At 73.6% G+C, this 22253-nt stretch carries 25 protein-coding genes; 15 read left to right on the forward strand and 10 right to left on the reverse strand.

All coding sequences use genetic code 11. The features are described 5' to 3' along the window. The first annotated feature begins 179 nt into the window (after positions 1-179). On the forward strand, positions 180-1394 hold the full coding sequence (locus tag BX285_RS08040; protein WP_121174801.1) for an MFS transporter: 1215 nt from the start codon (positions 180-182) through the stop codon (positions 1392-1394). A gap of 40 nt (positions 1395-1434) precedes the next feature. Here BX285_RS08040 and BX285_RS08045 read toward each other — a convergent pair whose 3' ends face one another. Continuing rightward, positions 1435-1959: a hypothetical protein gene (locus BX285_RS08045; RefSeq protein ID WP_147465128.1), complete on the reverse strand. Its 525-nt coding sequence runs from the start codon at positions 1957-1959 to the stop codon at positions 1435-1437. Positions 1960-2044: 85 nt separating this feature from the next. Between BX285_RS08045 and BX285_RS08050 the strand changes: the two genes are divergently transcribed. The 5 genes from BX285_RS08050 (at position 2045) to BX285_RS08070 (ending at position 6252) form a co-directional block, all read left to right on the forward strand. Then, entirely contained in the window at positions 2045-3241 is a 1197-nt protein-coding gene (locus BX285_RS08050) for an acetoin utilization protein AcuC (RefSeq protein WP_097237380.1), read from the forward strand. A 225-nt stretch (positions 3242-3466) separates the two neighbouring features. Next, positions 3467-3676, forward strand: coding sequence for a helix-turn-helix domain-containing protein (locus tag BX285_RS08055; protein ID WP_045699258.1), 210 nt, complete (start codon positions 3467-3469; stop codon positions 3674-3676). Positions 3677-3865: 189 nt separating this feature from the next. Next, positions 3866-3964 carry a 30S ribosomal protein bS22 gene (locus BX285_RS08060; protein WP_003948845.1) on the forward strand — a complete coding sequence of 33 codons (99 nt, stop codon included), beginning with the start codon at positions 3866-3868 and terminating at the stop codon, positions 3962-3964. Between the two features lie 151 nt (positions 3965-4115). Further along, complete coding sequence (locus BX285_RS08065; protein ID WP_097240158.1) at positions 4116-5237, forward strand: NAD-dependent epimerase/dehydratase family protein; 1122 nt, start codon at positions 4116-4118, stop codon at positions 5235-5237. A 7-nt stretch (positions 5238-5244) separates the two neighbouring features. Then, the gene (locus BX285_RS08070; RefSeq protein WP_121174803.1) at positions 5245-6252 is read left to right on the forward strand and encodes a lysophospholipid acyltransferase family protein; all 1008 of its coding nucleotides are present in this window, start codon (positions 5245-5247) and stop codon (positions 6250-6252) included. Positions 6253-6379: 127 nt separating this feature from the next. On the opposite strand, the gene BX285_RS08075 is transcribed toward BX285_RS08070, so the two are convergent. The 3 genes from BX285_RS08075 to BX285_RS08085 form a co-directional block, all read right to left on the reverse strand. Next, positions 6380-7672 carry a DUF5667 domain-containing protein gene (locus BX285_RS08075; protein WP_147465129.1) on the reverse strand — a complete coding sequence of 431 codons (1293 nt, stop codon included), beginning with the start codon at positions 7670-7672 and terminating at the stop codon, positions 6380-6382. 270 nt (positions 7673-7942) lie between these two features. Further along, positions 7943-8764: an ECF subfamily RNA polymerase sigma factor, BldN family gene (locus BX285_RS08080; protein ID WP_097240159.1), complete on the reverse strand. Its 822-nt coding sequence runs from the start codon at positions 8762-8764 to the stop codon at positions 7943-7945. 582 nt (positions 8765-9346) lie between these two features. Next, entirely contained in the window at positions 9347-10324 is a 978-nt protein-coding gene (locus BX285_RS08085; protein ID WP_097237383.1) for an HAD family phosphatase, read from the reverse strand. Between the two features lie 139 nt (positions 10325-10463). Between BX285_RS08085 and BX285_RS08090 the strand changes: the two genes are divergently transcribed. The 7 genes from BX285_RS08090 (at position 10464) to hemB (ending at position 17784) form a co-directional block, all read left to right on the forward strand. Then, entirely contained in the window at positions 10464-10757 is a 294-nt protein-coding gene (locus BX285_RS08090; protein WP_097237384.1) for a glutaredoxin family protein, read from the forward strand. A 163-nt stretch (positions 10758-10920) separates the two neighbouring features. Then, a complete protein-coding gene (locus BX285_RS08095) occupies positions 10921-11667 on the forward strand; it encodes a 3'-5' exonuclease (protein ID WP_121174805.1) in 747 nt (248 codons plus the stop codon). Positions 11668-11768: 101 nt separating this feature from the next. Further along, complete coding sequence (locus BX285_RS08100; protein WP_257032551.1) at positions 11769-12671, forward strand: redox-sensing transcriptional repressor Rex; 903 nt, start codon at positions 11769-11771, stop codon at positions 12669-12671. 25 nt (positions 12672-12696) lie between these two features. Beyond that, positions 12697-14037, forward strand: a complete 1341-nt coding sequence (locus tag BX285_RS08105) for a glutamyl-tRNA reductase (protein WP_121174806.1) — start codon at positions 12697-12699, stop codon at positions 14035-14037. Between the two features lie 41 nt (positions 14038-14078). Then, positions 14079-15086, forward strand: coding sequence for a hydroxymethylbilane synthase (gene hemC / locus BX285_RS08110; RefSeq protein ID WP_097237388.1), 1008 nt, complete (start codon positions 14079-14081; stop codon positions 15084-15086). Beyond that, positions 15083-16732 (forward strand): bifunctional uroporphyrinogen-III C-methyltransferase/uroporphyrinogen-III synthase, encoded by a 1650-nt coding sequence (locus BX285_RS08115; protein WP_097237389.1) that lies wholly within the window; start codon positions 15083-15085, stop codon positions 16730-16732. Before hemC ends, BX285_RS08115 begins: the two co-directional genes overlap by 4 nt. A 71-nt stretch (positions 16733-16803) precedes the next feature. After that, on the forward strand, positions 16804-17784 hold the full coding sequence (gene hemB / locus BX285_RS08120) for a porphobilinogen synthase (protein ID WP_121174807.1): 981 nt from the start codon (positions 16804-16806) through the stop codon (positions 17782-17784). Between the two features lie 65 nt (positions 17785-17849). Here hemB and BX285_RS37195 read toward each other — a convergent pair whose 3' ends face one another. The 3 genes from BX285_RS37195 to BX285_RS08135 form a co-directional block, all read right to left on the reverse strand. Further along, positions 17850-18116, reverse strand: a complete 267-nt coding sequence (locus BX285_RS37195) for a hypothetical protein (protein ID WP_143685779.1) — start codon at positions 18114-18116, stop codon at positions 17850-17852. A 210-nt stretch (positions 18117-18326) separates the two neighbouring features. Next, positions 18327-18671, reverse strand: a complete 345-nt coding sequence (locus BX285_RS08130; protein WP_121174808.1) for a rodlet layer protein — start codon at positions 18669-18671, stop codon at positions 18327-18329. Positions 18672-18752: 81 nt separating this feature from the next. Next, on the reverse strand, positions 18753-19097 hold the full coding sequence (locus BX285_RS08135) for a hypothetical protein (RefSeq protein ID WP_030232098.1): 345 nt from the start codon (positions 19095-19097) through the stop codon (positions 18753-18755). A gap of 300 nt (positions 19098-19397) precedes the next feature. On the opposite strand from BX285_RS08135, the gene BX285_RS37200 reads away from it, so the two are divergent. Next, a complete protein-coding gene (locus BX285_RS37200; RefSeq protein WP_183107028.1) occupies positions 19398-20117 on the forward strand; it encodes a hypothetical protein in 720 nt (239 codons plus the stop codon). A gap of 100 nt (positions 20118-20217) precedes the next feature. On the opposite strand, the gene BX285_RS08145 is transcribed toward BX285_RS37200, so the two are convergent. The 3 genes from BX285_RS08145 to BX285_RS08155 form a co-directional block, all read right to left on the reverse strand. Next, positions 20218-20598: a hypothetical protein gene (locus BX285_RS08145; protein ID WP_097237393.1), complete on the reverse strand. Its 381-nt coding sequence runs from the start codon at positions 20596-20598 to the stop codon at positions 20218-20220. A gap of 113 nt (positions 20599-20711) precedes the next feature. Then, on the reverse strand, positions 20712-20981 hold the full coding sequence (locus BX285_RS08150) for a chaplin (protein WP_097237394.1): 270 nt from the start codon (positions 20979-20981) through the stop codon (positions 20712-20714). Between the two features lie 109 nt (positions 20982-21090). Next, on the reverse strand, positions 21091-21333 hold the full coding sequence (locus tag BX285_RS08155) for a chaplin (RefSeq protein ID WP_097237395.1): 243 nt from the start codon (positions 21331-21333) through the stop codon (positions 21091-21093). A gap of 586 nt (positions 21334-21919) precedes the next feature. Here BX285_RS08155 and BX285_RS08160 point away from each other — a divergent pair. Then, the gene (locus tag BX285_RS08160; RefSeq protein ID WP_097237396.1) at positions 21920-22159 is read left to right on the forward strand and encodes a chaplin; all 240 of its coding nucleotides are present in this window, start codon (positions 21920-21922) and stop codon (positions 22157-22159) included. The last annotated feature ends 94 nt before the right edge of the window (positions 22160-22253 follow it).

Below are 22253 nucleotides of genomic sequence, written 5' to 3' on the forward strand. Positions count from 1 at the left end.
GCGCCTCCGACAGGGGACTCGGCAGCAGGACCGGCCGGCGGGGAAGTCCCTGCACGACCCCTCCCGCAAACGCGGCGCACCGCCTACGCTCTCGCCAACATCGTCCTACCGGCCGGTAGCGAGGCCGCCGGGTGGCTCGTCGTGGAGGGCCCCGTGTGGCGGCCCGTGTGGAGGTCCGTATGAGTGCCGCGCCGCCCGTGCAGCCCGTCCCGTTCCCGCCGGCGCCCGGCCTGCGGGTCGGGCGGGCCGCACTGGCCGTCAGCTTCCTGCTCCAGGGCACCACCTTCGCGCTGCTGGTCACCTGCATCCCGGAGATCCAGCGCCGGTACGGGCTGAGCGACGGGCTGTTGCCGGTCTTCCTGGCCGCGGTGCCGATCCTGGCCGGGGTCGGTTCGATCACCTCCGAGCAGCTGGTGAAGCGCACCGGCGCGCGGGCCGTGCTGCGGGTGGTCCAGCCCGCCGTCTGCCTCAGCCTCGCGGCCGCCGGGCTGGGCAGCGCCCTGTGGCAACTCGCCCTGGCGCTGGGTGCGTTCGGCCTGCTGGTGGGTGCGCTGGACGCCAGTATGAACATGCTCGGGGTGGGCCTGCAGCACCGCTACGGCCGCTCGATCATGATCGGCTTCCATGCCGCGTTCAGCCTCGGCGGCATCCTCGGCGCGGCCCTCGCCGGCCTCGGTTCGCACTACGACCTCGGGCTGCCGGTGCTGTTCGGTACGGCCGCCGCGGTGATCGCCCCGCTCGCGGTGCTCACCGGCACGCGATTCGCCGGGCCCGCCGAGCTCGGCGACGCCGTCCGGGAGGCCGCCGAGGCCGCCGCCCGGTCCATCCCCTGGCGGCCGCTGCTGCCGCTCTGCCTGGCGATGGCCTTCGCCTACATCGCCGACGCCTCGGTCTCCAACTACAGCGTCAAGTACCTCACCGACGGCCTGGGCAGCCGGGAGGACCTGGCCAAGCTGTCCTACCTCGGCTACATGGTGGCGATGCTGCTCGGCCGCGCCCTGGGGGACCGCGCGGTGCAGCGCTTCGGCGCCGTCCCGGTGGTCCGCTCCGGTGCGGCGCTGGCCGCGTTCGGCTTCGGGGTGGCGGCCGTCGCGCCCGCTGCCTGGGCGGGCATCGCCGGGTTCACCGTGCTGGGCTTCGGCATCTGCGCGATCATCCCGCAGGTGTTCGCGGCCGGCGGCCGGCTCTTCCCGGCCGACTCGGATGCCGCGGTGGCCCGGCTCAACCTCTTCAACTACGTGGGTTTCCTGGTGGGTTCGCCGCTGGTCGGGGCGATCGCCGACGCGAGCTCGTACCGCTGGGCGCTGCTGGCTCCGATGCTGCTGGTGCTCGCCGTCCTGCCGCTGGCCGACCGCTTCGCCCCGGCGCCCGCGCCTGCCCCCGCCGTCGCGTGACGGCGGGGGCGGGCGGCTGGAGCGGTCGGCGGGACGGGGGTCAGCTGATCACGGTCTGCAGCTCGGGCAGGCCGTTGGCCCACAGCTGGTCCTTGGTGGTGGACTGCCCGCCCACCTGGCCGAACTCGTAGTAGACGTACGGCGCCCAGTTCAGCGTGTACGGTCCGGCGCCCCAGGTCGGGGTCGCGGTGACCTGGACGGTCAGCGTGACGGTACGGCTGGCTCCGGGGGCGATCGGCGCAGTGAAGTGGAAGGCGGCGTTGTTGCCGTTCACCGAGCAGTCGGTGGAGTCGCCGGCGCAGCTGAGCACGTTGAAGGCGCCGGCCTGCTGGTTGGCCGGCCAGATCGGCTGGATGAACTCGTAGGCGAAGTAGATGTCGCTGCTCTCGGTGTTGGCGAGGGTCAGCGTCAGGGTCAGTTGGTCACCGGGTGCCGCCGTCGACCTGTTGACGGCGAAGGTGGTGCCACTGACCGCGGCGGAGGCCGGCTGGGCGGCAAAGACCGTGCCAAGTCCCAGTAATGCAGCGAGAATTACCCCGAGGCGTTGCACGCTGAATGGCTTCATGGCGGAGAGGATAGGGAGCCGTGAAGATTTTGTCTGCACCGCCTCGGTGCCGACCGCCCCACCGCCACCCGCTACGGTGGAGGCCATGCCCGAAGCCGAGCGTGACACCCCCTGCGGCCTGCACCTCTTCTGGGACGAGGCCGTCACCGCCTACGACTTCGGCCCCGGCCACCCGATGGACCCGACCCGGCTGGCCCTCACCATGCGCCTGGTCGAGGCCCTCGGCCTGAACGCCGGCCCCGGGGTGACCGTCCGCTCCGCGCCGCCCGCCGGCGACTCCACCCTCCGGCTGGTGCACACCGGGGAGTACGTCGAGGCGGTCAGGCACGCCGCCGCCCACCCCGAGCTGTCCGACCCCCGGCACGGGCTCGGCACCGAAGACAACTGGTCCTTCCCCGCGATCCATTCGGCCTCCGCGCTGATCGCCGGCCAGTCCGTGGCCGCCGCCGAGGCCGTCTGGCGCGGCGAGACCCCGCACGCCGTCAACTTCGCCGGCGGACTGCACCACGCGATGCCCGCCAAGGCCTCCGGCTTCTGCGTCTACAACGACCCGGCGCTGGCCGTCGCCCGGCTGCTCGAACTCGGCGCCGAACGGGTCGCCTACGTCGACGTGGACGTCCATCACGGCGACGGCGTCCAGGAGGCCTTCTGGAACGACCCGCGGGTGCTCACGGTCTCGCTGCACGAACACCCCGCCACGCTCTTCCCGCAGACCGGCTGGCCCACCGAGACCGGCGGCCCGGACGCCCCCGGATCCGCCGCCAACCTGCCGCTGCCGGCCGGCACCGGCGACGCCGGCTGGCTGCGCGCCTTCCACGCCCTGGTGCCCGAACTGCTGGACGCCTTCCGGCCACAGGTCCTGGTCACCCAGCACGGCGCGGACACCCACCTGGAGGACCCGCTCGCCCACCTCGCCGTCACCGTCGACGCCCAGCGGCTGATCGCCGAGGAGCTGCACGACCTGGCCCACCGTCACGCCGACGGCCGCTGGGTGGCCACCGGCGGGGGCGGCTACGCCGTGGTGGACGTCGTCCCGCGCAGCTGGACCCACCTGGTCGCCACCGCCGCCGGCCGGCCCGTCGACCCGGCCACCGAGACCCCCGAGCCCTGGCGCGCCGAGGTCTACCGCCGCACCCGCCGCCCGGCCCCGCTGCGGATGACCGACGGCGCCCGCCCGGCCTGGCGCGACTTCGACGCGGGTTACGATCCGGCCGACCGGCTCGATCAGGCCATCCTCGCCGCCCGCCGCGCGGTCTTTCCCCACCACGGCCTGCTGGCCTGAACCCGCCGCCCGCAGCACGGGCCCGCCGGGCGGTGCGTACGGCGACCCGTCCGATCCGCCGAGCGGCTACGTACTGCAACAGGCCTATCTCTCACCGTACGAGGACTGCACTTCCCCTCTTCCCACTGGTACCACCCATAACTACTCTGGGGATACACGTGTGCCGGTGGAGTCACCGGAGGGGAAGCCGGTGCCTTGCACACGGGTAAGGGTCGGGTGATGGTCATGAGTTCCGTGGAGCGTCCCCTGCAGGAAGTCGTCTTCCTGACCGTGGCGGAGGTCGCCGCGGTCATGCGGGTGTCCAAGATGACGGTGTACCGCCTGGTGCACAGCGGAGAGCTGCCGGCCATCCGGGTCGGACGGTCCTTCCGGGTGCCCCAGCAGGCGGTGCACGAGTACCTCAAGGAGTCGTACGTGCGGCTTGAGAGCGCGTAGGCCCCGGGTCGGCGGGGCCCGGCCCGCAGCCGCGGACCGGCCCCGTTCGCCCCGGATTTCCCGCGAGTTTCCCGGCAACGGGGAGCACGATTACGGCCCCGGCCCGGCGGACGGTAGGCTAGGCCCTCACGTCAGTCGTATGGACTCCGTCTCTCACGGACGAGAGTCTCAGTGAGCGAGGGTTGTTCCGTGGGCTCTGTCATCAAGAAGCGTCGCAAGCGTATGGCCAAGAAGAAGCACCGCAAGCTTCTCAAGCGCACTCGCGTTCAGCGTCGCAACAAGAAGTAAGCGCCCCCGGCCGCGCCCCGCGCGCCCAGCGCTTTCACCGCCCGTCCCGGCCCCTGCGGCCCGGGGCGGGCGGTGTCGTTTCACGGCCCGGCGCGGCGGCGCGGTACGGTGCACGCAGTCCGCTCGGGTCGAGGGAATGGGGTGCAGCACCGTGGGCGTGGTCGTGCTCGTCACCGGCGTGGCACGCCATCTCGGTGCCCGCTTCGCCGCCGAGGTCCGCCGCCTCCCCGGCGTGGACCTGGTCGTCGGCGTGGACGTGCAGCCGCCCCGGCTGCCGGCCGAGGAGTCCGCAGGGGAGTTCGCGGGCCCGGCCGCCCCGTACCGCTTCCACCAGCTCGACCTGCGCCGCCCGGCACTCTCCCGGGTGCTCGCCGAGCACCGGGTGGACACCGTCGTGCACCTCAGCGTCAGCGCCACCGGCCTGGGCTCCACCAACCGCTCCGCGGTGAAGGAGTCCAACGTCATCGGCACCATGCAGCTGCTCGGCGCCTGCCAGAAGGCCCCCGGGGTGCGCCGGCTGGTGGTGAAGTCCACCACCGGCGTGTACGGATCCGCGCCCCGCGACCCGGCCGTGTTCAGCGAGCGGATCCAGCCGAAGGACCCGCCCGGCGGGGGCTTCGCCAAGGACGCCGCCGAGGTCGAGGGCTACGTCCGCGGCTTCGCCCGGCGCCGTCCGGACGTCGCCGTGACGGTGCTGCGCTTCGCCAACATCGTCGGCCCGAACGCGGACACCCCGCTCAGCGAGTACTTCGCGCTGCCGGTGCTGCCGACCGTCCTCGGCTACGACCCGCGGCTGCAGTTCGTGCACGAGGACGACGCCGTCGCCGTGCTCTGCCGGGCCGCCGTCGAGCCCGAGCCGGGCACCGTCAACACCGGGACCTTCAATGTGGCGGGGGAGGGCGTCCTGCTGCTCTCCCAGTGCGCCCGCCGGCTCGGCCGGCCCACCCTGCCGCTGCTGCTGCCCGCCGTCAGTTGGATGGCCGTGCTGGCCCGGCAGACCCGGCTGGTCGATGTCTCCCCGGAGCAGCTGCGACTGCTCACCCACGGCCGGGTGGTGGACACCACCCGGCTGCGCGAGACCTTCGGCTACCGCCCGGCGTTCACCACCCCGCAGGCCTTCGCCGACTTCGCCGCCGCCCAGGGGCCGGGCCTGTTGCCGCCCGAGCGGCTGGCCGCCGTCACCGACCGGCTGAGCGCCCTGCTCGGCCCGGAAGGGGCGGACCCCGCCGCACCGGGCGCCGTACCGAACCGCCCCCGCCGACCGAGGAGCTGAACCCGCGATGAGTGCCGCAGCCGAGAACGCACTGGGCGAGGCCAAGGTCATCCCGATCGAGTCCGCCCCCAGCTACAGCTCCCCCGAGAGTCCCGGGCTGGCCGACCGGCTGGCCGGAGCGGTCGGCGGGGCACTGTCCGGGCCGCTCGGCCCGGCCGCCACCCGGCTGCTCGGCAAGGGCTGGGAGGGCCGCGCGGCCGAGCGGCTGGCCTTCCTGCGCCGCCGGGTCACCGGCGACTACGAGGTGGACGAGTTCGGCTTCGACCGGGAGCTCACCGAGGAGGTGCTGCTCTCGCTGCTGCGCCCGCTGGCCGAGAAGTACTTCCGGATCGACGTCCAGGGCGTGGAGAACATCCCGGCCGAGGGCGGCGTGCTGATCGTCGCCAACCACTCCGGGACGATCCCGCTGGACGCGCTGATGACCCAGGTGGTCATCCACGACCACCACCCGAACCGGCGCCACCTGCGGATGCTCGCCGCCGACCTGGTCTTCGTACTGCCCGGCATCAACGAGCTGGCCCGCAAGGCCGGCCACACGCTGGCCTGCAACGAGGACGCGCAGGCGCTGCTGGAGCGCGGCGAGGTGGTCGGGGTCTGGCCGGAGGGCTTCAAGGGCATCGGCAAGCCGTTCTCCGAGCGCTACAAGCTCCAGCGCTTCGGCCGCGGCGGCTTCGTGGCCTCGGCGCTGCGGGCGAAGGTGCCGATCGTGCCCTGCTCGATCGTCGGGGCGGAGGAGACCTACCCGATGGTCGGCAACGTGAAGACGCTGGCCCGGCTGTTGGGCCTGCCGTACGTGCCGATCACCCCGACCTTCCCCTGGCTGGGGCCGCTCGGGGTGCTGCCGCTGCCGACCAAGTGGACGATCCGCTTCGGCGAGCCGATCGCCACCGACGGGTACCCGGCGGAGGCGGCGGACGATCCGATGCTGGTCTTCGACCTGGCCGACGAGGTGCGCGAGACCATCCAGCACTCGCTCTACCAGCTGCTGGTGCAGCGGCGCTCGGTCTTCTTCTGACCCCTGGCCCCCGGCCCTGCGCTCCTGCCGACCCGGCTCCTCCGGAACGGCCGGCTTCCGGAACGGCCGGCCACGCAGCGGGGGCCCGGCGGATATCGCACTCCGCCGGGCCCCCGCAGTCCTGACGTCAGCCGCCGAGGATCCGCAGCCCGGGCAGCAGGCCCGGGACCAGCGGGGGAACCTCGACACCCTGCTGATGGGCCGCGTCCGGGACGCCGGGCGTGCCGGACGGCTGGGGCGCCTGCGACGGGGCCGCGTCGGCGCTCGGCGCGGGCTTGGCACCGGTGAGCCCGCTGGTGAGGTCGCCGACCAGCCCGTTGACGGCGTCCGGGGCGCTGGTGGGCAGGGTGCTCGGCAGGCCGCCGCCCTTGCCGCTGCCGCCCGTCGCGCCGGCGCCGGGGTTGGCCGGGGCCACGCCGCCGCCGGGGCGGCTGCCGCCGGTCGCTCCGCCGGAGACCTGGTCGCCCGGAGCGGCGCCGGTGCCGTTCGCCGGGGCACCGGCGGAGGAGCCGCCGGTCGGGTCGGCCGAGCCGTCGCCCGCTCCGGGGCCGCCCGTGCCACCGCTCTTGGCGGGGGACTGGGCCAGCCGCAGGGGCGCGACGTCCTCGCTTATGTCGTCGAAGAGCTGGTTCACCAGGCTGGCCTGCCGGGTCAGTTGGACGGGCAGCCTGCCCTGCAGCTCGGTCCAGCGGCCGTCCTCGTCGTGGGCGAAGCCGGCCAGCGCGCGCATCGGGTCCAGCGAGCCGTTGCTGCGGTAGACCGAGCGCAGCAGCTCGCGGCCCCTGAGGGCGTCGGCGTGCATGTCGTCCAGGGCGTGGCGGACCTGCTCGACCGTGTCCGGGCTGAGCCCGCCGGCCGGGCCGGTGCGGCCGACCAGGACCTTGGCCTCGTCGAGCCGGGTGGCGGCGTTGTCGAGCAGCAGTTCACCGCGCTCGGAGTCGGAGCCCGCGAAGTCGAGACGGAGCCCTTCGAGGCCGCGCTTGAGCCCGTACAGCGTGTCCCCGGGGAGGGCGTTGGAACTCGCGGCGGCAGCGCCGGCCAGGCTGCCGACGGCGAGCCCGGCGACGAGCCCGCCGATCGCGAACCGGCGGCTCCAGCGGCCGCGTGGCGCCGTCCGGATCGCCCGGTGGCGGCGTTGGCGGGGCACCGCGGCGCCCGGCCCGCCGGCGAAGGCCTGCTCGAAGGCGGCCATCAGCTGGGCGCGTTGGACCGTTCGGACCTCACGGTCCAGCTCCGGCCCGGGCAGCGCCCCCAGTGTGTCGGTCAGGCCGACCAGTTCGGCCATCGCGGCCGAACCGGCCTTGGTGTCACCGGTGTTGGCCGATTCCGCGTTGGCCGCAGGGCGTTGCTCCGCCTGGTGGGCCTCCAGCGCCTCGGCGAAGGCCTTCGCCCGCCGGTGCTCCAGCACGTTTGCCGTCACGGGCCACACCTCCCTTCGTCGTTGTCGACACCCCGGCCTGCCGGACGGTTGCCCCGGCGGGCCAAAGCCACTCCATCGGGTGATAGGTCACAATTCGACTTGACCGTATGCCTGGTGGGGGCTTGCACGTTGGCCAACGATCGGTGGGGGCGGTCGGTTACGCACGGCTGATCATCGGACCGACCGTTCACCCTGACGTGTCGGTCGGATGCGGACGGTGACGTCCGACCGGGCCGCCCGGCGGGTATCTCCCCTTCGGTCACGGCCGGCTCACCGCGCGTCGGGCGGGAGCAGCCGGGCCAGGGTGCGCACGGCGCGGTACTGGAGGGTCTTGATGGCGCCCTCGTTCTTGCCCATGATCCGCGCCGTCTCGGCCACCGAGAGCCCTTGCAGGAAGCGCAGGGTGACGCACTCCTGCTGCTGCGGGTTGAGCCGCCGGACCGCGTCCAGCAGGGCGGCGTTGGAGAGCGACTCCAGCACCGACTCCTCCGGGCTGCGCTCGCACTCGTTGGAGTCGAGCATCTCGCCGGTGGTGACCTCCAGCCGGAAGCGGCTGGACTTGAAGTGGTCGGCGACCAGGTTGCGGGCGATGGTGACCAGCCAGGCACCGAAGTCGCGGCCCTGCCAGGTGAAGGTGCCGATCCGGCGCAGCGCGCGCAGGAAGGTCTCGCTGGTGAGGTCCTCGGCGGTGGCCCGGCTGCCGACCCGGTAGTAGATGTAGCGGTAGACGGTGTCCGCGTAGTGGTCGTAGAGCCGCCCGAAGGCCTCGCTCTCGCCGGCCTGGGCCCGCTCCACCAGCTCCATGATCGGGTTGTGCTCGGTCTCGTAGCCGGGGCCGGCCGCCGTCCGGGAGCGGCCGCGGCCGACGCCGGTGGTGCCGGTGCGGCTGCGCGAGCCGGTGCCGGCCGAGCCGGCGGCGGTGGTGCGCAGCGCCAGGCCGGCGCCGTGCGGGTGGCCGAACGATCCGCCGGCGGGCGCGAGTTGGGGCGAGGCGGCGAGCTGGCTGCGGAGCAGGCTGCGCAGCAGGTCCAGGCCGGTGGAGATCTGCCGCTCGGCGGTCGGTCGGCCGCGGTGGCCGGTGCGGGGGCGCAGGGGCGCGGACGACGGGCGGGAGGGTGCAGGCGCGTCGTTCCGGACGGGTGGGTACACGGGACTCCCAGAGGCAGAACTGTGGACGGATCACCTCCGCCTGCGCGGAGAGCACTCCCCGAAGCGTCCGTTCGAGCGGGACGCGTGGGGACGTGCATCCAGGAGAGAATAACGCTTTGTGCAATGACAGCTACACCGTGTGGCCGAAGTGGTCGTTTGGGATCCATTTGTTGTGCATATTCGGCTGACACTGACCGGAGCTGGCATCCTTCATCCGGCTCAACGTGATCGAACAGGTGCCCAGGGTGACCAATTCGGCGGTCTGGCGGGCGGTTTCCCAGTCTTGGGGCCCGGCAACCCCTGACTTTCCCCGGCTGGCGAACGATCAGAACCGGTCACCGGCTGGCAAGTTCGAGCGAGAGCCCCGGACTGCCGCACGACGAAGGGGAGTTCGCCCGTAAGAGCGGCCAGGTCAGGGCCCTGGTTGACGCCCGGTCACCCGCCCGGGCGAGCCCGTCGGGAAGGCCCCGCGGGCCCCGTCGGCGGTCCCGACGACGGCTCCGAAGGGGTCTGCGGCGAAGGGGCTCAGGCGCGGCGGCGACGCCGGTGCAGCGCCACCGCGACCGCCGTCGCTCCGGCGGCCGCCCCGAGCGCGGCCGCCGCCGGCAGGCCGACCCGGGCTGCCTTGCGGCCCGTCCGGAAGTCCCGCACCCGCCACCCCTGGGCCCGGGCGTGGCGGCGCAGCGCGCCGTCCGGGTTCACCACGTACGGGTGGCCGACCAGGGAGAGCATCGGGATGTCGTTGGCGGAGTCGCTGTACGCGGCGCAGCGGTCGAGGTCCAGGCGCTCGCGCCGGGCCAGCGCCCGGACGGCGGCGGCCTTGGCCGGGCCGTGCAGCAGGTCGCCGACCAGCCGGCCGGTGTAGTGGCCGTCCCGGGCCTCGGCGACGGTGCCCAGCGCGCCGGTCATGCCGAGCCCCCGGGCGATGATCCGGGCCACCTCCAGCGGGGCGGCGGTGACCAGCCAGACCCGCTGGCCGGCGTCCAGGTGCATCTGGACCAGGGCGCGGGTGCCGGGCCAGATCTTGTCGGCGACGACCTCCTCGAAGACCTCCTCGCAGATCGCCTCCAGGTCGGCGGTGCGCTTGCCGGCCACGATGCCGAGGGCGGACTGCTGGGCGTCCGAGATGTGGTCCGGGTCCTCGGCGCCGTGCAGCCGGAACCAGGCCTGCTGCCAGGCGAAGCGGGCGATGTCGCGGCGGGTGAGGAAGCCGCGGCGGAAGAGGCCGACGCCGAGGTAGAAGATCGCGGCGCCGCGCAGGATGGTGTTGTCGCAGTCGAAGAAGGCGGCGGCGCGGGCGTCGCCCGGCTCCGGGGTGTGGTTCCCGGCCGGGGCCTTCGGCGCTTTCCCGGGCTTGGCCGCGGCCGGCGCGGTCGCCTCGGCGGCGGGCTCGGGCTCGGCGCGCAGCGCGGCCTCGGCGGCCTCGGCCGCGGCTTCGCCCGCCAGGGCGCTCCGCTCGCTGGTGGAGCGCTTCGCCTGGGTGAGCCTTCGGAGCACGGCCATGCCATCGAGCATAGCCAGCCGCACGCGGAGCGGCCGTGACGAAGCCGTGCCCGGAAGGTGAACAGCCGGCCCACCGCCCCGCTCGCCCGAGCCGGCCCACCGCCCCGCTCGCCCGAGCCGGGCCCGGGGCCGGTGGGCGATGGCGCAAAATGGCTTGGTGAGCCCACTGCTGCGACGCAAGAGCCCCGATCCCGCGGGCCGGACCGTGACCCTGGTCGGCAAGCCCGGCTGCCACCTGTGCGACGAGGCCCGGGAGGTGATCGTCCGGGTGGCGGGCGAGCTGGGGGCGTCCTTCGAGGAGAAGGACATCACCCAGGACGAGGAGCTGTACCGGCGCTACTGGGAGCAGATCCCGGTGACCCTGATCGACGGCCGTCAGCACGACTTCTGGCGGGTCGACGAGCGCCGTCTGCGCACCGCCCTCGGCGGCTGATCGGCCGTCCGCACGAGCGCCTGCGCCCCCGCCGATCGGCGGGGGCGCTTCGCCGAATCGTTGCCAAACCCATCCCGTTCCGGCGTGAGGCGGGGCGGGTTGGTCGGCTTACGATCGAACGCGTTTGCGCCCGTGGGGGGCTGAGCACACGAGGAGTGCCGCCATGCTTCCCGCCCCGATCCCCGGGACGCCCGGAGTCCCGCACGGGGCCGGAGGTTTCGCCGTGGTGGACGTGGAGGCGACCGGCCGCAGCCCGTGGCGGCACCGGGTAGTGGAGGTCGCGGTGGTGCTGCTCGACGAGCGGCTGTGCCCCGAGGGGGAGTTCGCCACCCTGCTGGATCCGCTGGGCCCGGTCGGCCCGACCCATGTGCACCGGATACGCCAGTGCGACGTCGAGGGCGCCCCGCGTTTCCGGGAGATCGCCCCGCGGCTGCTGGAGCTGCTGGCCGGCCGGGTGCTGGTCGGTCACCACGTCAGCTGTGACCACGCCTTCCTGGACCGCGAGTTCGCCCGGATCGGGGTGCCGCTGCCGCCCGTCCCGGTGCTGTGCACGATGGGGCTGGCCCGCGCCCATCTGCCGGAGCTGCCGGGGTACGGCCTGGCGGCCTGCGTGGAGGCGGCCGGCCTGGGGTGGTACCCGGCGCACACCGCGCTGGGCGACGCCCGGGTGACGGCGGAGCTGCTGCGGCACTGTCTGGGCGCCCCGTCCTGCCCGCCGGACGACTGGGCCGGGCCGCTGCGGGAGGCGGCCCGGGTGCCCTGGCCGCGGCTGGGCCGGGCCCGTTCCCGCCCGTCCGGCGGGGCCGTCCCGCTGCTGCGCCGGGAGGCGCCGTACGGCCCGTGGCTGCCCGGTTCGCAGGCCCCGGAGGTCGTGCTGACGCGGGCCGGTGCTATGGGTTCGACGGCGTGATGCGCATCACTGTGCGGGGACAAATCGGACACCATCTTTGTGCACACGTTCACAAACGCATAGCCTGGCTGCCAAAGCCCAGCTTCACCCACAGGAGCACCGTGGCAATCGGCCGATCACCACAGAGCAGTTCGCAGACGCCCGACCAGGGCGCCGCGCGCCGACCCTCGCGTGCCCGGGGAATCCCGGAGGCGACCGTCGCGCGCCTGCCCCTCTACCTGCGGGCCCTCACCGCGCTCTCCGAGCGCTCGGTGCCGACCGTCTCCTCCGAGGAGCTGGCCGCCGCGGCCGGCGTGAACTCGGCCAAGCTCCGCAAGGACTTCTCCTACCTCGGCTCCTACGGCACCCGCGGCGTCGGCTACGACGTCGAGTACCTCGTCTACCAGATCTCCCGCGAGCTCGGTCTGACCCAGGACTGGCCGGTCGTCATCGTCGGCATCGGGAACCTCGGCCACGCCCTCGCCAACTACGGCGGCTTCGCCTCCCGCGGCTTCCGGGTGGCCGCCCTGCTGGACGCCGACCCGAACGTGGTGGGCACCAGCGCGGCCGGGCTCCCGGTGCGCCACATGGACGAGCTGGAGTCGATCGTCGAGAGCCAGCACGTCTCGATCGGTGTGATCACCACCCCGCCCGGCGCCGCCCAGCAGGTGTGCGACCGGCTGGTCGAGTCGGGCGTCACCAGCATCCTGAACTTCGCCCCGACCGTGCTGACCGTCCCGGACGGCGTGGACGTGCGCAAGGTGGACCTCTCCATCGAGCTGCAGATCCTCGCCTTCCACGAGCAACGCAAGGCCGGTGAGGAGCCGGACGACCGCTCCGAGTCGGTGCTCGACCGCGCCCCCGGCCCGGTCCGGGCCGCCGCGGCCAAGCTGCGCCGCGCGGCCGGCGGCACCGGCAAGGCCCGCGGCACCGCCGAGTCGGCGGCCAAGGACCCGGCCGAGCAGGCCAAGGGAAAGAGCGCCAAGGGCGGCGACGGGGACCTCTCCGCGGTGATGCCCGCATGAACACCGAGAGCTGTGGGGGGCGGGCATGAGCCTTCTCGTCGTAGGGCTGAGCCATCGCACGGCCCCGGTCGGGGTGCTGGAACGCGCCGCCCTGACCGGTGACGTGCCGACCCGGCTGCTGCACGACGCGGCGGCCACCGCCACCGTCGCCGAGGCCGCGCTGCTGAACACCTGCAACCGGATCGAGCTGTACGCGGACGTGGACAAGTTCCACGCCGGCGTCGCCGAGCTGTCGCTGCTGCTGGCCCACCACAGCGGGGTGGACCTGGAGGAGCTGACCTCCCACCTGTACGTCCACTACGAGGACCGCGCTGTCCACCACCTCTTCTCGGTGGCCTGCGGGCTGGACTCGATGGTGGTCGGCGAGGGCCAGATCCTCGGCCAGCTGCGCGACGCGCTGGCCAAGGCCCAGGAGGAGCACACCGCCGGGCGCGGCCTGAACGAGCTGTTCCAGCAGGCGCTGCGGGTCGGCAAGCGGGCGCACAGCGAGACCGGCATCGACAAGGCCGGCCAGTCGCTGGTCACCTTCGGCCTGGAGCAGGTCGCCGCGGGCGCGGGCGAGATCGCCGGCAAGCGCGCGCTGGTGGTCGGCGCCGGCTCGATGAGCTCGCTGGCCGCCGCCACCCTGGTCCGCTCCGGCGTGACCGACCTGCTGATCGCCAACCGGACGCCGGCCCGCGCCGAGCGCCTGGTCGAGATCCTCGGCCCGGACGTGGCCCGCACCGTGGACCTCGCCAAGGTGCCGGAGGTGCTGGCCGACGTCGACCTGGTGATCTCCTGCACCGGCGCGGCCGGCGTGGTGATCCGGGCCGAGGACGTGGCCACCGCCGTCGCCTCCCGGACGGCCGCGCAGCCGCTCGCCCTGCTCGACCTGGCGATGCCGCGCGACGTCGACCACGCCGTGCACGAGCTGCCCGGCGCCCTGCTGGTCGACCTGGAGAGCCTGTCGCACGCGCACGCCGCCACCCCCGGCGCCGGCGACGTCGACCAGGTCACCCGGATCGTCGCCGACGAGGTGAGCGCCTTCGGCGCCGCCCAGCGGGCCGCCCGGATCGCGCCGACCGTGGTCGCGCTGCGCGCGATGGCCTCCGACGTGGTCGCCGCCGAGCTGGGCCGGCTGGACTCCCGGCTGCCCGACCTGGACGAGCGCTCCCGCGCCGAGATCACCCAGACCGTCCGCCGCGTCGTCGACAAGCTGCTGCACGCCCCGACCGTCCGGGTGAAGCAGCTGGCCGCCGAGCCCGGCGGAGCCTCCTACGCGGAGGCCCTGCGCGAGCTGTTCGACCTCGACCCGGCGGCCGTGCACGCCGTGTCGGGCACGCCCGTCGGCGGCACGCCCCAGCCCTCCGCCGGGGGCAGCAGATGAACCGTCAGCCATCCCACGAGTACCACCGGGACGATCACCTCATGAATGGTCAACCGATCACGGAGCAGCCTCCGGCCACCGCGGCCCTGCGGCTCGGCACCCGGCGCAGCGCCCTCGCCATGGCCCAGTCGGGCATGGTGGCCCGCGAGGTGACCAGGCTCACCGGGCGCCCCGTCGAGCTGGTCGAGATCACCACCTACGGCGACACCTCCCGCGAGGCGCTGGCGCAGATCGGCGGCACCGGGGTGTTCGTCTCCGCGCTGCGCGACGCGCTGCTGGAGGGCCGGATCGACTTCGCCGTGCACTCGCTCAAGGACCTGCCCACCGCCGCCCCCGCGGGCCTGGTGCTGGCCGCCGTCCCCGAGCGCGAGGACACCAGGGACGCCCTGGTCGCGGCCGAGGGCCTGGCCCTGGACGAGCTGGTGGAGAAGCTCGCCGGCGCCGGCCGTACGGCCCGGATCGGCACCGGCTCCCCCCGCCGGATGGCCCAGCTGAACGCCTGGGCCACCGCCCGCGGTGCCCAGCTGGAGACCGTCGCGATCCGCGGCAACGTGGACACCCGGATCGGCTACGTGACCGCGGGCGAGCTGGATGCGGTGGTGCTGGCCACGGCCGGCCTCAACCGGCTCGGCCGCGGCGCCGAGATCTCCCAGCACCTCGACCCCGAGCTGATGATCCCGGCCCCCGGCCAGGGTGCGCTCGCGATCGAGTGCACCACCGCGAACGCGGATCTGACCGTCGCGCTCTCGGCCCTGGACCACGCCCCCACCCGGGTCGCCGTGGCCGCCGAGCGCGCGCTGCTGGCCACCCTGGAGGCCGGCTGCTCGGCGCCGGTGGCCGCACTGGCCACCTGGGGCCGGGAGAACGAACTGCGGCTGGACGGCGTGGTCGGCAACCCCGACGGCTCCGCCCTGCTGAAGATGTCCGCCAATGGTCCGATCGTCCTCGACGAGACCGCCGAGCAGCAGGCGGCGGCCCTCGGCCGCGCGCTGGCTGACCGGCTGCTCGGCGCGGGCGCGGACGCCCTGATGGGGGAGCGAGCCCGATGAGCCCCACCGCCGCCACCGACGACCTGTTCCCGGCGGGACAGCCCGCCACCGGACGGTGCACCTTCCTGGGCGCGGGCCCCGGGGATCCGGGCCTGCTGACGCTGCGCGCGGTCGAGGTGCTGTCGACCGCCGACGTCCTGGTCGCCGACCCGCTGACCGCGGCCGCCGTGCGCAGCCACTGTCCGGCCGCCGTGCAGGTGCACACCCCGGCCGCCGAGGGCGCCGACTTCGACCTCGCCAAGCTGGTCGCCGAGGCCGTCCGCTCCGGCAAGCACGTGGTCCGCACCGTCGATGGCGACCCTGGCCTGGACGGCTGCGCCGCCGAGGAGATGCTCAGCTGCGCGGGCGACGGGATCCCCTTCGAGGTGATCCCCGGCGTCGCCCAGTCGGTCGGCGTCCCGGCGTACGCGGGCGTCCCGCTGCGGGCCGGGGCCGGCACCGACGTGCGCTTCGTGGACGGCGCCCAGCTGCTGTCCGGCGGTCCGGTGGACCTGGGCGGCGCGGAGACCACCCTGGTGGTCCGCACCACCCTGGGCCAGCTGCCGGCCACCGCGGGCGCGCTGGTCTCCAACGGCCGCAAGCCGGAGTCGGCGCTGAGCGCGACGCTCTCCGGCACCACCACCCGCCAGCGGACCTTCACCTCCACCCTGGCCGGCATCGCGGCCGACCTGAAGGCCGCCCGGGTGCTGCCCTCGCCGGTCTCCGCCCCGGTCGACCCGGCCACCTCGGTGATAGCCGTGGTGGGCGAGCAGGTCGCCCACCGGGCCTCGCACTCCTGGTTCGAGACCAAGCCGCTGTTCGGCTGGAACGTCCTCGTGCCGCGCACCAAGGAGCAGGCCACCGGCCTGTCCGAGCAGCTGCGCTCGTACGGCGCGGTGCCGCAGGAGGTGCCGACCATCGCGGTCGAGCCGCCGCGCACCCCGCAGCAGATGGAGCGGGCCATCAAGGGCCTGGTCACCGGCCGCTACGAGTGGATCGCCTTCACCTCGGTGAACGCGGTGCGCGCGGTCCGGGAGAAGTTCGAGGAGTACGGCCTGGACGCCCGCGCGTTCGCCGGGATCAAGGTCGCGGCGGTCGGCGAGACCACCGCGCAGGCCCTGGTGGACTTCGGTGTGAAGCCGGACCTGGTGCCCTCCGGCGAGCAGTCCGCCGCCGGTCTGCTGGAGGACTGGCCGCCGTACGACCCGGTCTTCGACCCGATCGACCGGGTGCTGCTGCCGCGCGCCGACATCGCCACCGAGACCCTGGTGGCCGGCCTGGTCGAGCTCGGCTGGGAGGTCGACGACGTGACGGCGTACCGGACGGTGCGCGCCTCGCCGCCGCCGGCCGAGACCCGCGAGGCGATCAAGGGCGGCGGATTCGACGCGGTGCTGTTCACCTCGTCCTCGACCGTCCGGAACCTGGTCGGCATCGCGGGCAAGCCGCACAACGTCACGGTCATCGCCTGCATCGGTCCGGCGACCGCCAAGACCGCCGAGGAGCACGGCCTGCGGGTCGACGTGATGGCCCCGGCGCCGTCGGCGGCCGCGCTGGCCCAGGCGCTGGCAGACTTCGGGGCCAAGCGCCGCGACACCGCGACGGCGGCGGGCGAGCCGGTCTACCGGCCGAGCGAGCGCCGCCCGGGCTCGCGCCGCAAGGCCCGCTGACCCTCAACCAGGGTGCCGGGGGCGGCAGTTCGTCGCCCCCGGCACTGTACGACCGTTCGGAGAGAGAAGCCGTGTCCGCTGAATTCCCGTACGTACGCCCGCGCCGACTGCGGCAGAGCCCGGCGATGCGCCGGCTGGTCGCCGAGACCCGGCTGCACCCGGCGGAGCTGATCCTGCCCGCCTTCGTCAGCGAGGGCATCACCGCGCCGAAGCCGATCACCTCGATGCCCGGCGTGGTCCAGCACACCCGGGACACCCTGCGGAAGGCCGCGGTGGAGGCCGCCGAGGCCGGCGTGGGCGGCATCATGCTGTTCGGCCTGCCCGAGGTGAAGGACGCCGTCGGCTCCGAGGGGACCAACCCGGACGGGATCCTGCAGCAGGCCATCCGCGACGTGGTCGCCGAGGTCGGCGACCAGCTGGTGGTCATGTCGGACCTCTGCCTGGACGAGTTCACCGACCACGGCCACTGCGGCGTGCTGGCCGAGGACGGCAGCGTGGACAACGACGCGACCCTGGAGCGCTACGCCGAGATGGCCGTGGTCCAGGCCGAGGCCGGCGTCCACGTGGTCGGCCCGTCGGGGATGATGGACGGTCAGATCGCGGTCATCCGCCGGGCGTTGGACGAGGCCGGTCACCAGGACGTCAGTATCCTCGCCTACACCGCCAAGTACGCCTCCGCGCTGTACGGCCCGTTCCGCGAGGCCGTCAACTCCTCGCTCAAGGGCGACCGCAAGAGCTACCAGCAGGACCCGGCCAACGCCCGCGAGGCGCTGCGCGAGCTGGAGTTGGACCTCGCCGAGGGCGCGGACATGGTGATGGTGAAGCCCGCCATGCTGTACCTGGACGTGCTGCGGCAGGTCGCCGACGTCTCCCCGGTGCCGGTGTCCGCCTACCAGATCTCCGGCGAGTACGCGATGGTGGAGGCCGCCGCCGCCAACGGCTGGATCGAGCGCGAGCGCACCATCCTGGAGACGCTCACCTCCATCCGCCGGGCCGGTGCCGAGCAGATCCTCACCTACTGGGCCGTGGAAGCGGCCCGGTTGCTCAAGTAGCAGGCGCCGCAACGCAGAAGGCCGGGCCGTTCCCCTCGCGGGGAGCGGCCCGGCCTTCCCGTTTGCTACATCCAGCCCTTGATGTGGGCGAAGCCCTCGCCGCCGCCGACGATGTCGGTGGAGGTGGCGGCGACGGCACCGAAGCCGCCCGCGGCGGTGTCCGTGGTGTGGGCGATGCCGAAGCCCTCGGCCGCCAGGAACGGCTGGTTCGCGGTGGCGGCGAACGAGCCGCCGCCGACCAGGCCGGCGTGGGCGAAGGCCGGGGTGGCGGCGCCCGCGAGTGCCAGTGCGGCGGTGGCGGTCAGCGCGGCCTTGGCCAGCATGCTCTTCATGGATCTGCCCTCTCTCTGGGAGCGCCCGCTCGGACGCTCTGACACGTGTTCACATCCGTTCGCCCGGCCGGGCGCCCCGCGCGCCGGCCGGACGAACGGTCACCCGGCCGGTCCGCGCTGCGGCGGCCGTCCGGACACTTCGTCCGCCAAGCCCGGAGGGCCCGGGGAGACCTTCCTCCCCGGGCCCTCCGTCCGTGCCATGCCCCTTGATCAGCCGATCAGGTGCGAGACGCCCGCGTCGCCCGAGGACTGGGTGTTCTGGCCGACGTTGCAGATCTGCTTCGGGGTGCTGTTCAGGACCGGAACCTCGACCGGAACCGCGACGCCGATCACGGCGACGGCGATGTTGTGGACCTCCGGCAGGCAGATGTTCGCGTTGTCCAGGGTGTGGAAGTTCGGGCTGCCGTTGCCGTGGGTGCCGGTCTGGTTGGTGCCGCCGTTGCCCTGGACGGAGGTGGCGGCGCCGTCCGAGTCGACGATGGCGGAGGCCGAGCCAGCGGACATCGCGATGGCGGCGGCGGCCAGGCCGGCGGCGGCGAGGGACTTCTTGATCATTTCCGGTTTTCCTCTCGGGGGTGAATCGGGGGAGCGATTCGTGGGTGGATCGGGGGGTGGTGCAGGGAGCTGAACGGAGCGTCAGCCGATCAGGTGGGACACGCCCGCGTCGCCGTGGCTCTGGGTGCCCTGGCCCTGGGTGCAGTACTGCTTGCCACCGCTGTTGGCGATCGGGACCTCGACCGGGACGGCCACCCCGAGCACGCCGACGGCGATGTTGTGGATCTCGGGGAGGCAGACGTTCGCGTTGTCCAGGAAGTGGAAGTTCGGGCTGTTGTTCCCGACCGTTCCGGTGAAGTTGGTGCCGCCGTTGCCCTCGATGGAGGCTGCGGCGCCGTCCGCGTCACCGATGGCCGAGGCGGGCGCGGCTGCGGCGGCCAGCGCGGCGACGGCCAGGCCGGCAGCGGCGAAGGACTTCTGGATCATGGGGAGATCCCTCTCTGAAATGCTCTTGGATTCCGTGCGTACAACGCGTAGAACGCTCAGACCCGGTCTGCAGTCACTGACGTCCAGATCAAAGAATGACGGCACGGAAGGTTACGGGGATTTTTGAAAAGAGTCCGGGAGACACGACGAAGGGGGGTTTCCGGTCGGATTATTAGGCCGATCCGGTTAACCGCCGCAATCCGTCCTCCTGCTCACTCGTTGAGGCAGATTGCTTTCCGGCTGCGCCCGCGCAGCCCTTCCTCAGTGATCCCCTGTACGGACAGCAGAACGGTGAAAAGCATGAAGTTCTCCAAGCGGGCCGGCGCGATGCTGCTGGCGGTCGGTGCGGGCATGCTCGCCTCCCAGGGCGCGGCCTCCGCCGCCCCGGTCGGCCCCGAACAGGTCGGGGCCCTGGAGGACGCGCTGGCCACCCAGCAGGTCCCCGCGGACGTACCGCTCACTCCGCTGGGCAGCCACGTCTCGGCCGGCATCCCGGCCTCGCTGCTGATGCCGCCGGTGCCCGGCCGGACCACCAGCACCAGCACCGAGCTGGTCCCGGAGCGGATCGTCCCCCAGCTGAGCACCGGCAAGGTCGGCCCGAGCGCCAAGGCCGAGCTGCCGCTCCCGCTGGTCGACCAGGGCGCCGACCTCGGGCAGGTGCTGCTGGACGCCCCGGCCGCGCCGCTGCGCGCCGACACCCCCGGCCTCACCCTCGGCAAGCCGCTCTCGCTCGCCCAGGACGGCGCGGGCCAGCTCGCCGGTGGCCGGCTCCGGGTGGACGAGGTCGACCCGCGGCTGCTCACCGGCGCCGTGCAGGTCGTCCCCGGGGCCAATGCGAGCCTCGGCAGCGAGGAGCACCGGCTCTCGGTCACCGACGAGGTGGACGACCTGACCACGACCACCGCGGCGACGGCCACCGGCGTGGTCCAGCAGACCGGCCTGGCCGACCCGGCGGCCACCACCGCCACGGCCACCGGTGTGCTGCGGCAGACCGGGCTGACCGACCTCACCCGGCTCTGATCCGGCTCCGCCCCGGGCGGCAGCACACCGGAGCCCGGCACCCGCCGTACGGGCGGGGTGCCGGGCTCCGGCGCGTCCGGACCCTCGGCCCGGCCGGGGCTCAGCCCGGCAGGACGCCGGTCAGCCCGCCGACCAGCGGGAGGTCCTTGACGCCGCCGCCCGCGCTCAGCGGACCGGTCAGCGTGCCGGTGCCGATCGGGGCCAGGCCCTGGTCCGGCTGGACGGTCGCGCCGTTGTTGAGCACGTCGGCCGAGGAGTTCGCCCACGGGTCCAGACGCAGGCCCTTGAGCGGCGCGATGCCGTAGCCGAGGCCGGAGGTCGTCCCGTTCAGCGCCTGGCCGACGTCGGTCCTGGCCAGCGTGGCCGGCCCGGCCGGGGCCTGGCCGGCCGGGGCGGTGGCGGCCTGCGCCGAACCGGCGCCGAGCAGCACCACGGCACCGACGGCGGCGGCCAGACCGGCCCCGCTCTGCTTCGAAACCATGCGGATCACCCTTCGGTGGATCGGAGGTCCCGGACGGCCGTCCGGGGATGCCGAACTGCCCCCCGGCCGGCTGGTCGGGGGGCAGTACGGCCGGATCACGTGCCGATCGGGGATCAGCAGTTGTCCGCCGGCGGCGGGGGCAGCTCGACGTTGGCGCAGCTGTTGCCGAAGGCCGGGTTCAGCGCGCCGATCACGTTGACGGTGTTGCCGCACAGGTTGATCGGGATGTGGATCGGCACCTGGATCTGGTTGCCGGAGATGACGCCGGGGGAGCCGGCGGCGACGCCCTCGGCGCCCGCGCTCGCGGCGGCGGAGCCTGCCGCGCCCAGCACCAGGCCGGCAGCGGCGGCGGAGAGGACGGCGGCCTTCTTCACGTTCTGCATGGGGGTTGATCTCCTCGATCACACACGGGTGGAGCGTGCCGCGCTCCGGCACTGTGGTGCGCGGCACGTGCTCGGTGAGTCAGCTGTCGCCGGTGCGGCGACCGCCGCTTCAGCCGATGTTGGCGCAGCTGTTGCCGAACGCCGGGTTCAGGATCGTGATGAGCCCGATGGTGTTGCCGCAGACGTTGACCGGAATGTGCACCGGGATCTGGATCTGGTTGCCGGAGAGCACGCCCGGGGAGCCGGCGGCCACGCCCTCGGCGCCCGCGCTGGCGAACGCGCCGCCGGCGGCACCGAGCACCAGGCCGGTGGCGGCCAGCGACAGGGCGGCGGCCTTCTTGATGTTGCGCATGATGTCTTTCCTCCGATTTCCGCCCGACGGAAGGGAATTGTCGGGAGCCAGGCGAGCGGGAATACTCGCCCCAGGTCTTCTGGGATTGCCGTGATTGTCACTCGGACGGCGCACACCGGCGTGTTCCGCCCATGGCTCGGGCGTGGACGCAGCCGCCGTGTTGCAGCGCCTCTCGAAATCCCTTCCGCACGGCCGGGAGAGTTTCGGACAAAGGCGCGACCAGGTGGAATTCCCGGTCAGACGTTCCGGCAGGGATTGCCGGACGCCGCGTTCGGGAGGCCCGCCACGAGACCCGAGCCGCCGGTGGCCGCGTTGCCGACGACGTCGTGGGCGAGCTTGCGCATGAGCGGTACTCGATTCGTGTTGTGGGGGCCGGTGGACCGGGTTCCGTGAGGGAGAACGAGGCACCGCGCGCGGGGAAACGGTCCGGCTTCCTGATCACCCGAATGCCGGTCGCGGCTGCCCGGCTCGGGCGCTGTTGCGCCAGACGGGTGACAGTGCGCTCACCGTCGCAACCGGTTCGGGGAGGTCTCGTTCTTGATGTCGCACTCCCCGTGCATCTCTGTTGAACAGTCAGGAGGCTCGCATGAGCATCAAGAAGACCGCCGCTGTCGGCGCGGCCGTGGTGGGCATCGTGGCCGCCGGCGCCGGCACCGCGATGGCCAGCTCCGGCGCCGAGGGCGTCGCGGCCGGTTCCCCCGGTGTCATCTCGGGCAACCAGATCCAGATCCCGGTGCACATTCCGGTCAACCTCTGCGGCAACTCCGTCGACGTCGTCGGACTGCTGAACCCGGCGTTCGGCAACCACTGCGTCAACGCGGGCTGAGTCCGTACCCGGTTCGGCCGGTGAGAGCCGCCGCTCCGCGCTTCCCTCCTGGGGCGCGGGGCGGCGGCTCTTCGCCTGCCCGGGTGGTTGGTGC

The sequence above is a fragment of the Streptomyces sp. 1114.5 genome, assembly GCF_003635085.1.
Taxonomy (GTDB): domain Bacteria; phylum Actinomycetota; class Actinomycetes; order Streptomycetales; family Streptomycetaceae; genus Kitasatospora.

Bases quoted from the DNA above. Each gene is read 5' to 3' on its own strand.
- hemC (WP_097237388.1), top strand. From the start codon at position 14,079: ATGAATGGTCAACCGATCACGGAGCAGCCTCCGGCCACCGCGGCCCTG.
- BX285_RS08070 (WP_121174803.1), top strand. From the start codon at position 5,245: ATGAGTGCCGCAGCCGAGAACGCACTGGGCGAGGCCAAGGTCATCCCG.
- BX285_RS08085 (WP_097237383.1), bottom strand. From the start codon at position 10,324: ATGGCCGTGCTCCGAAGGCTCACCCAGGCGAAGCGCTCCACCAGCGAG.
- BX285_RS08040 (WP_121174801.1), top strand. From the start codon at position 180: ATGAGTGCCGCGCCGCCCGTGCAGCCCGTCCCGTTCCCGCCGGCGCCC.
- BX285_RS08095 (WP_121174805.1), top strand. From the start codon at position 10,921: ATGCTTCCCGCCCCGATCCCCGGGACGCCCGGAGTCCCGCACGGGGCC.
- BX285_RS08155 (WP_097237395.1), bottom strand. From the start codon at position 21,333: ATGCGCAACATCAAGAAGGCCGCCGCCCTGTCGCTGGCCGCCACCGGC.
- BX285_RS08050 (WP_097237380.1), top strand. From the start codon at position 2,045: ATGCCCGAAGCCGAGCGTGACACCCCCTGCGGCCTGCACCTCTTCTGG.
- BX285_RS08055 (WP_045699258.1), top strand. From the start codon at position 3,467: ATGAGTTCCGTGGAGCGTCCCCTGCAGGAAGTCGTCTTCCTGACCGTG.
- BX285_RS37200 (WP_183107028.1), top strand. From the start codon at position 19,398: ATGAAGTTCTCCAAGCGGGCCGGCGCGATGCTGCTGGCGGTCGGTGCG.
- BX285_RS08090 (WP_097237384.1), top strand. From the start codon at position 10,464: ATGGCGCAAAATGGCTTGGTGAGCCCACTGCTGCGACGCAAGAGCCCC.
- BX285_RS08135 (WP_030232098.1), bottom strand. From the start codon at position 19,097: ATGATCCAGAAGTCCTTCGCCGCTGCCGGCCTGGCCGTCGCCGCGCTG.
- BX285_RS08045 (WP_147465128.1), bottom strand. From the start codon at position 1,959: ATGAAGCCATTCAGCGTGCAACGCCTCGGGGTAATTCTCGCTGCATTA.
- BX285_RS37195 (WP_143685779.1), bottom strand. From the start codon at position 18,116: ATGAAGAGCATGCTGGCCAAGGCCGCGCTGACCGCCACCGCCGCACTG.
- BX285_RS08150 (WP_097237394.1), bottom strand. From the start codon at position 20,981: ATGCAGAACGTGAAGAAGGCCGCCGTCCTCTCCGCCGCCGCTGCCGGC.
- BX285_RS08115 (WP_097237389.1), top strand. From the start codon at position 15,083: ATGAGCCCCACCGCCGCCACCGACGACCTGTTCCCGGCGGGACAGCCC.
- BX285_RS08160 (WP_097237396.1), top strand. From the start codon at position 21,920: ATGAGCATCAAGAAGACCGCCGCTGTCGGCGCGGCCGTGGTGGGCATC.
- BX285_RS08105 (WP_121174806.1), top strand. From the start codon at position 12,697: ATGAGCCTTCTCGTCGTAGGGCTGAGCCATCGCACGGCCCCGGTCGGG.
- BX285_RS08145 (WP_097237393.1), bottom strand. From the start codon at position 20,598: ATGGTTTCGAAGCAGAGCGGGGCCGGTCTGGCCGCCGCCGTCGGTGCC.
- BX285_RS08130 (WP_121174808.1), bottom strand. From the start codon at position 18,671: ATGATCAAGAAGTCCCTCGCCGCCGCCGGCCTGGCCGCCGCCGCCATC.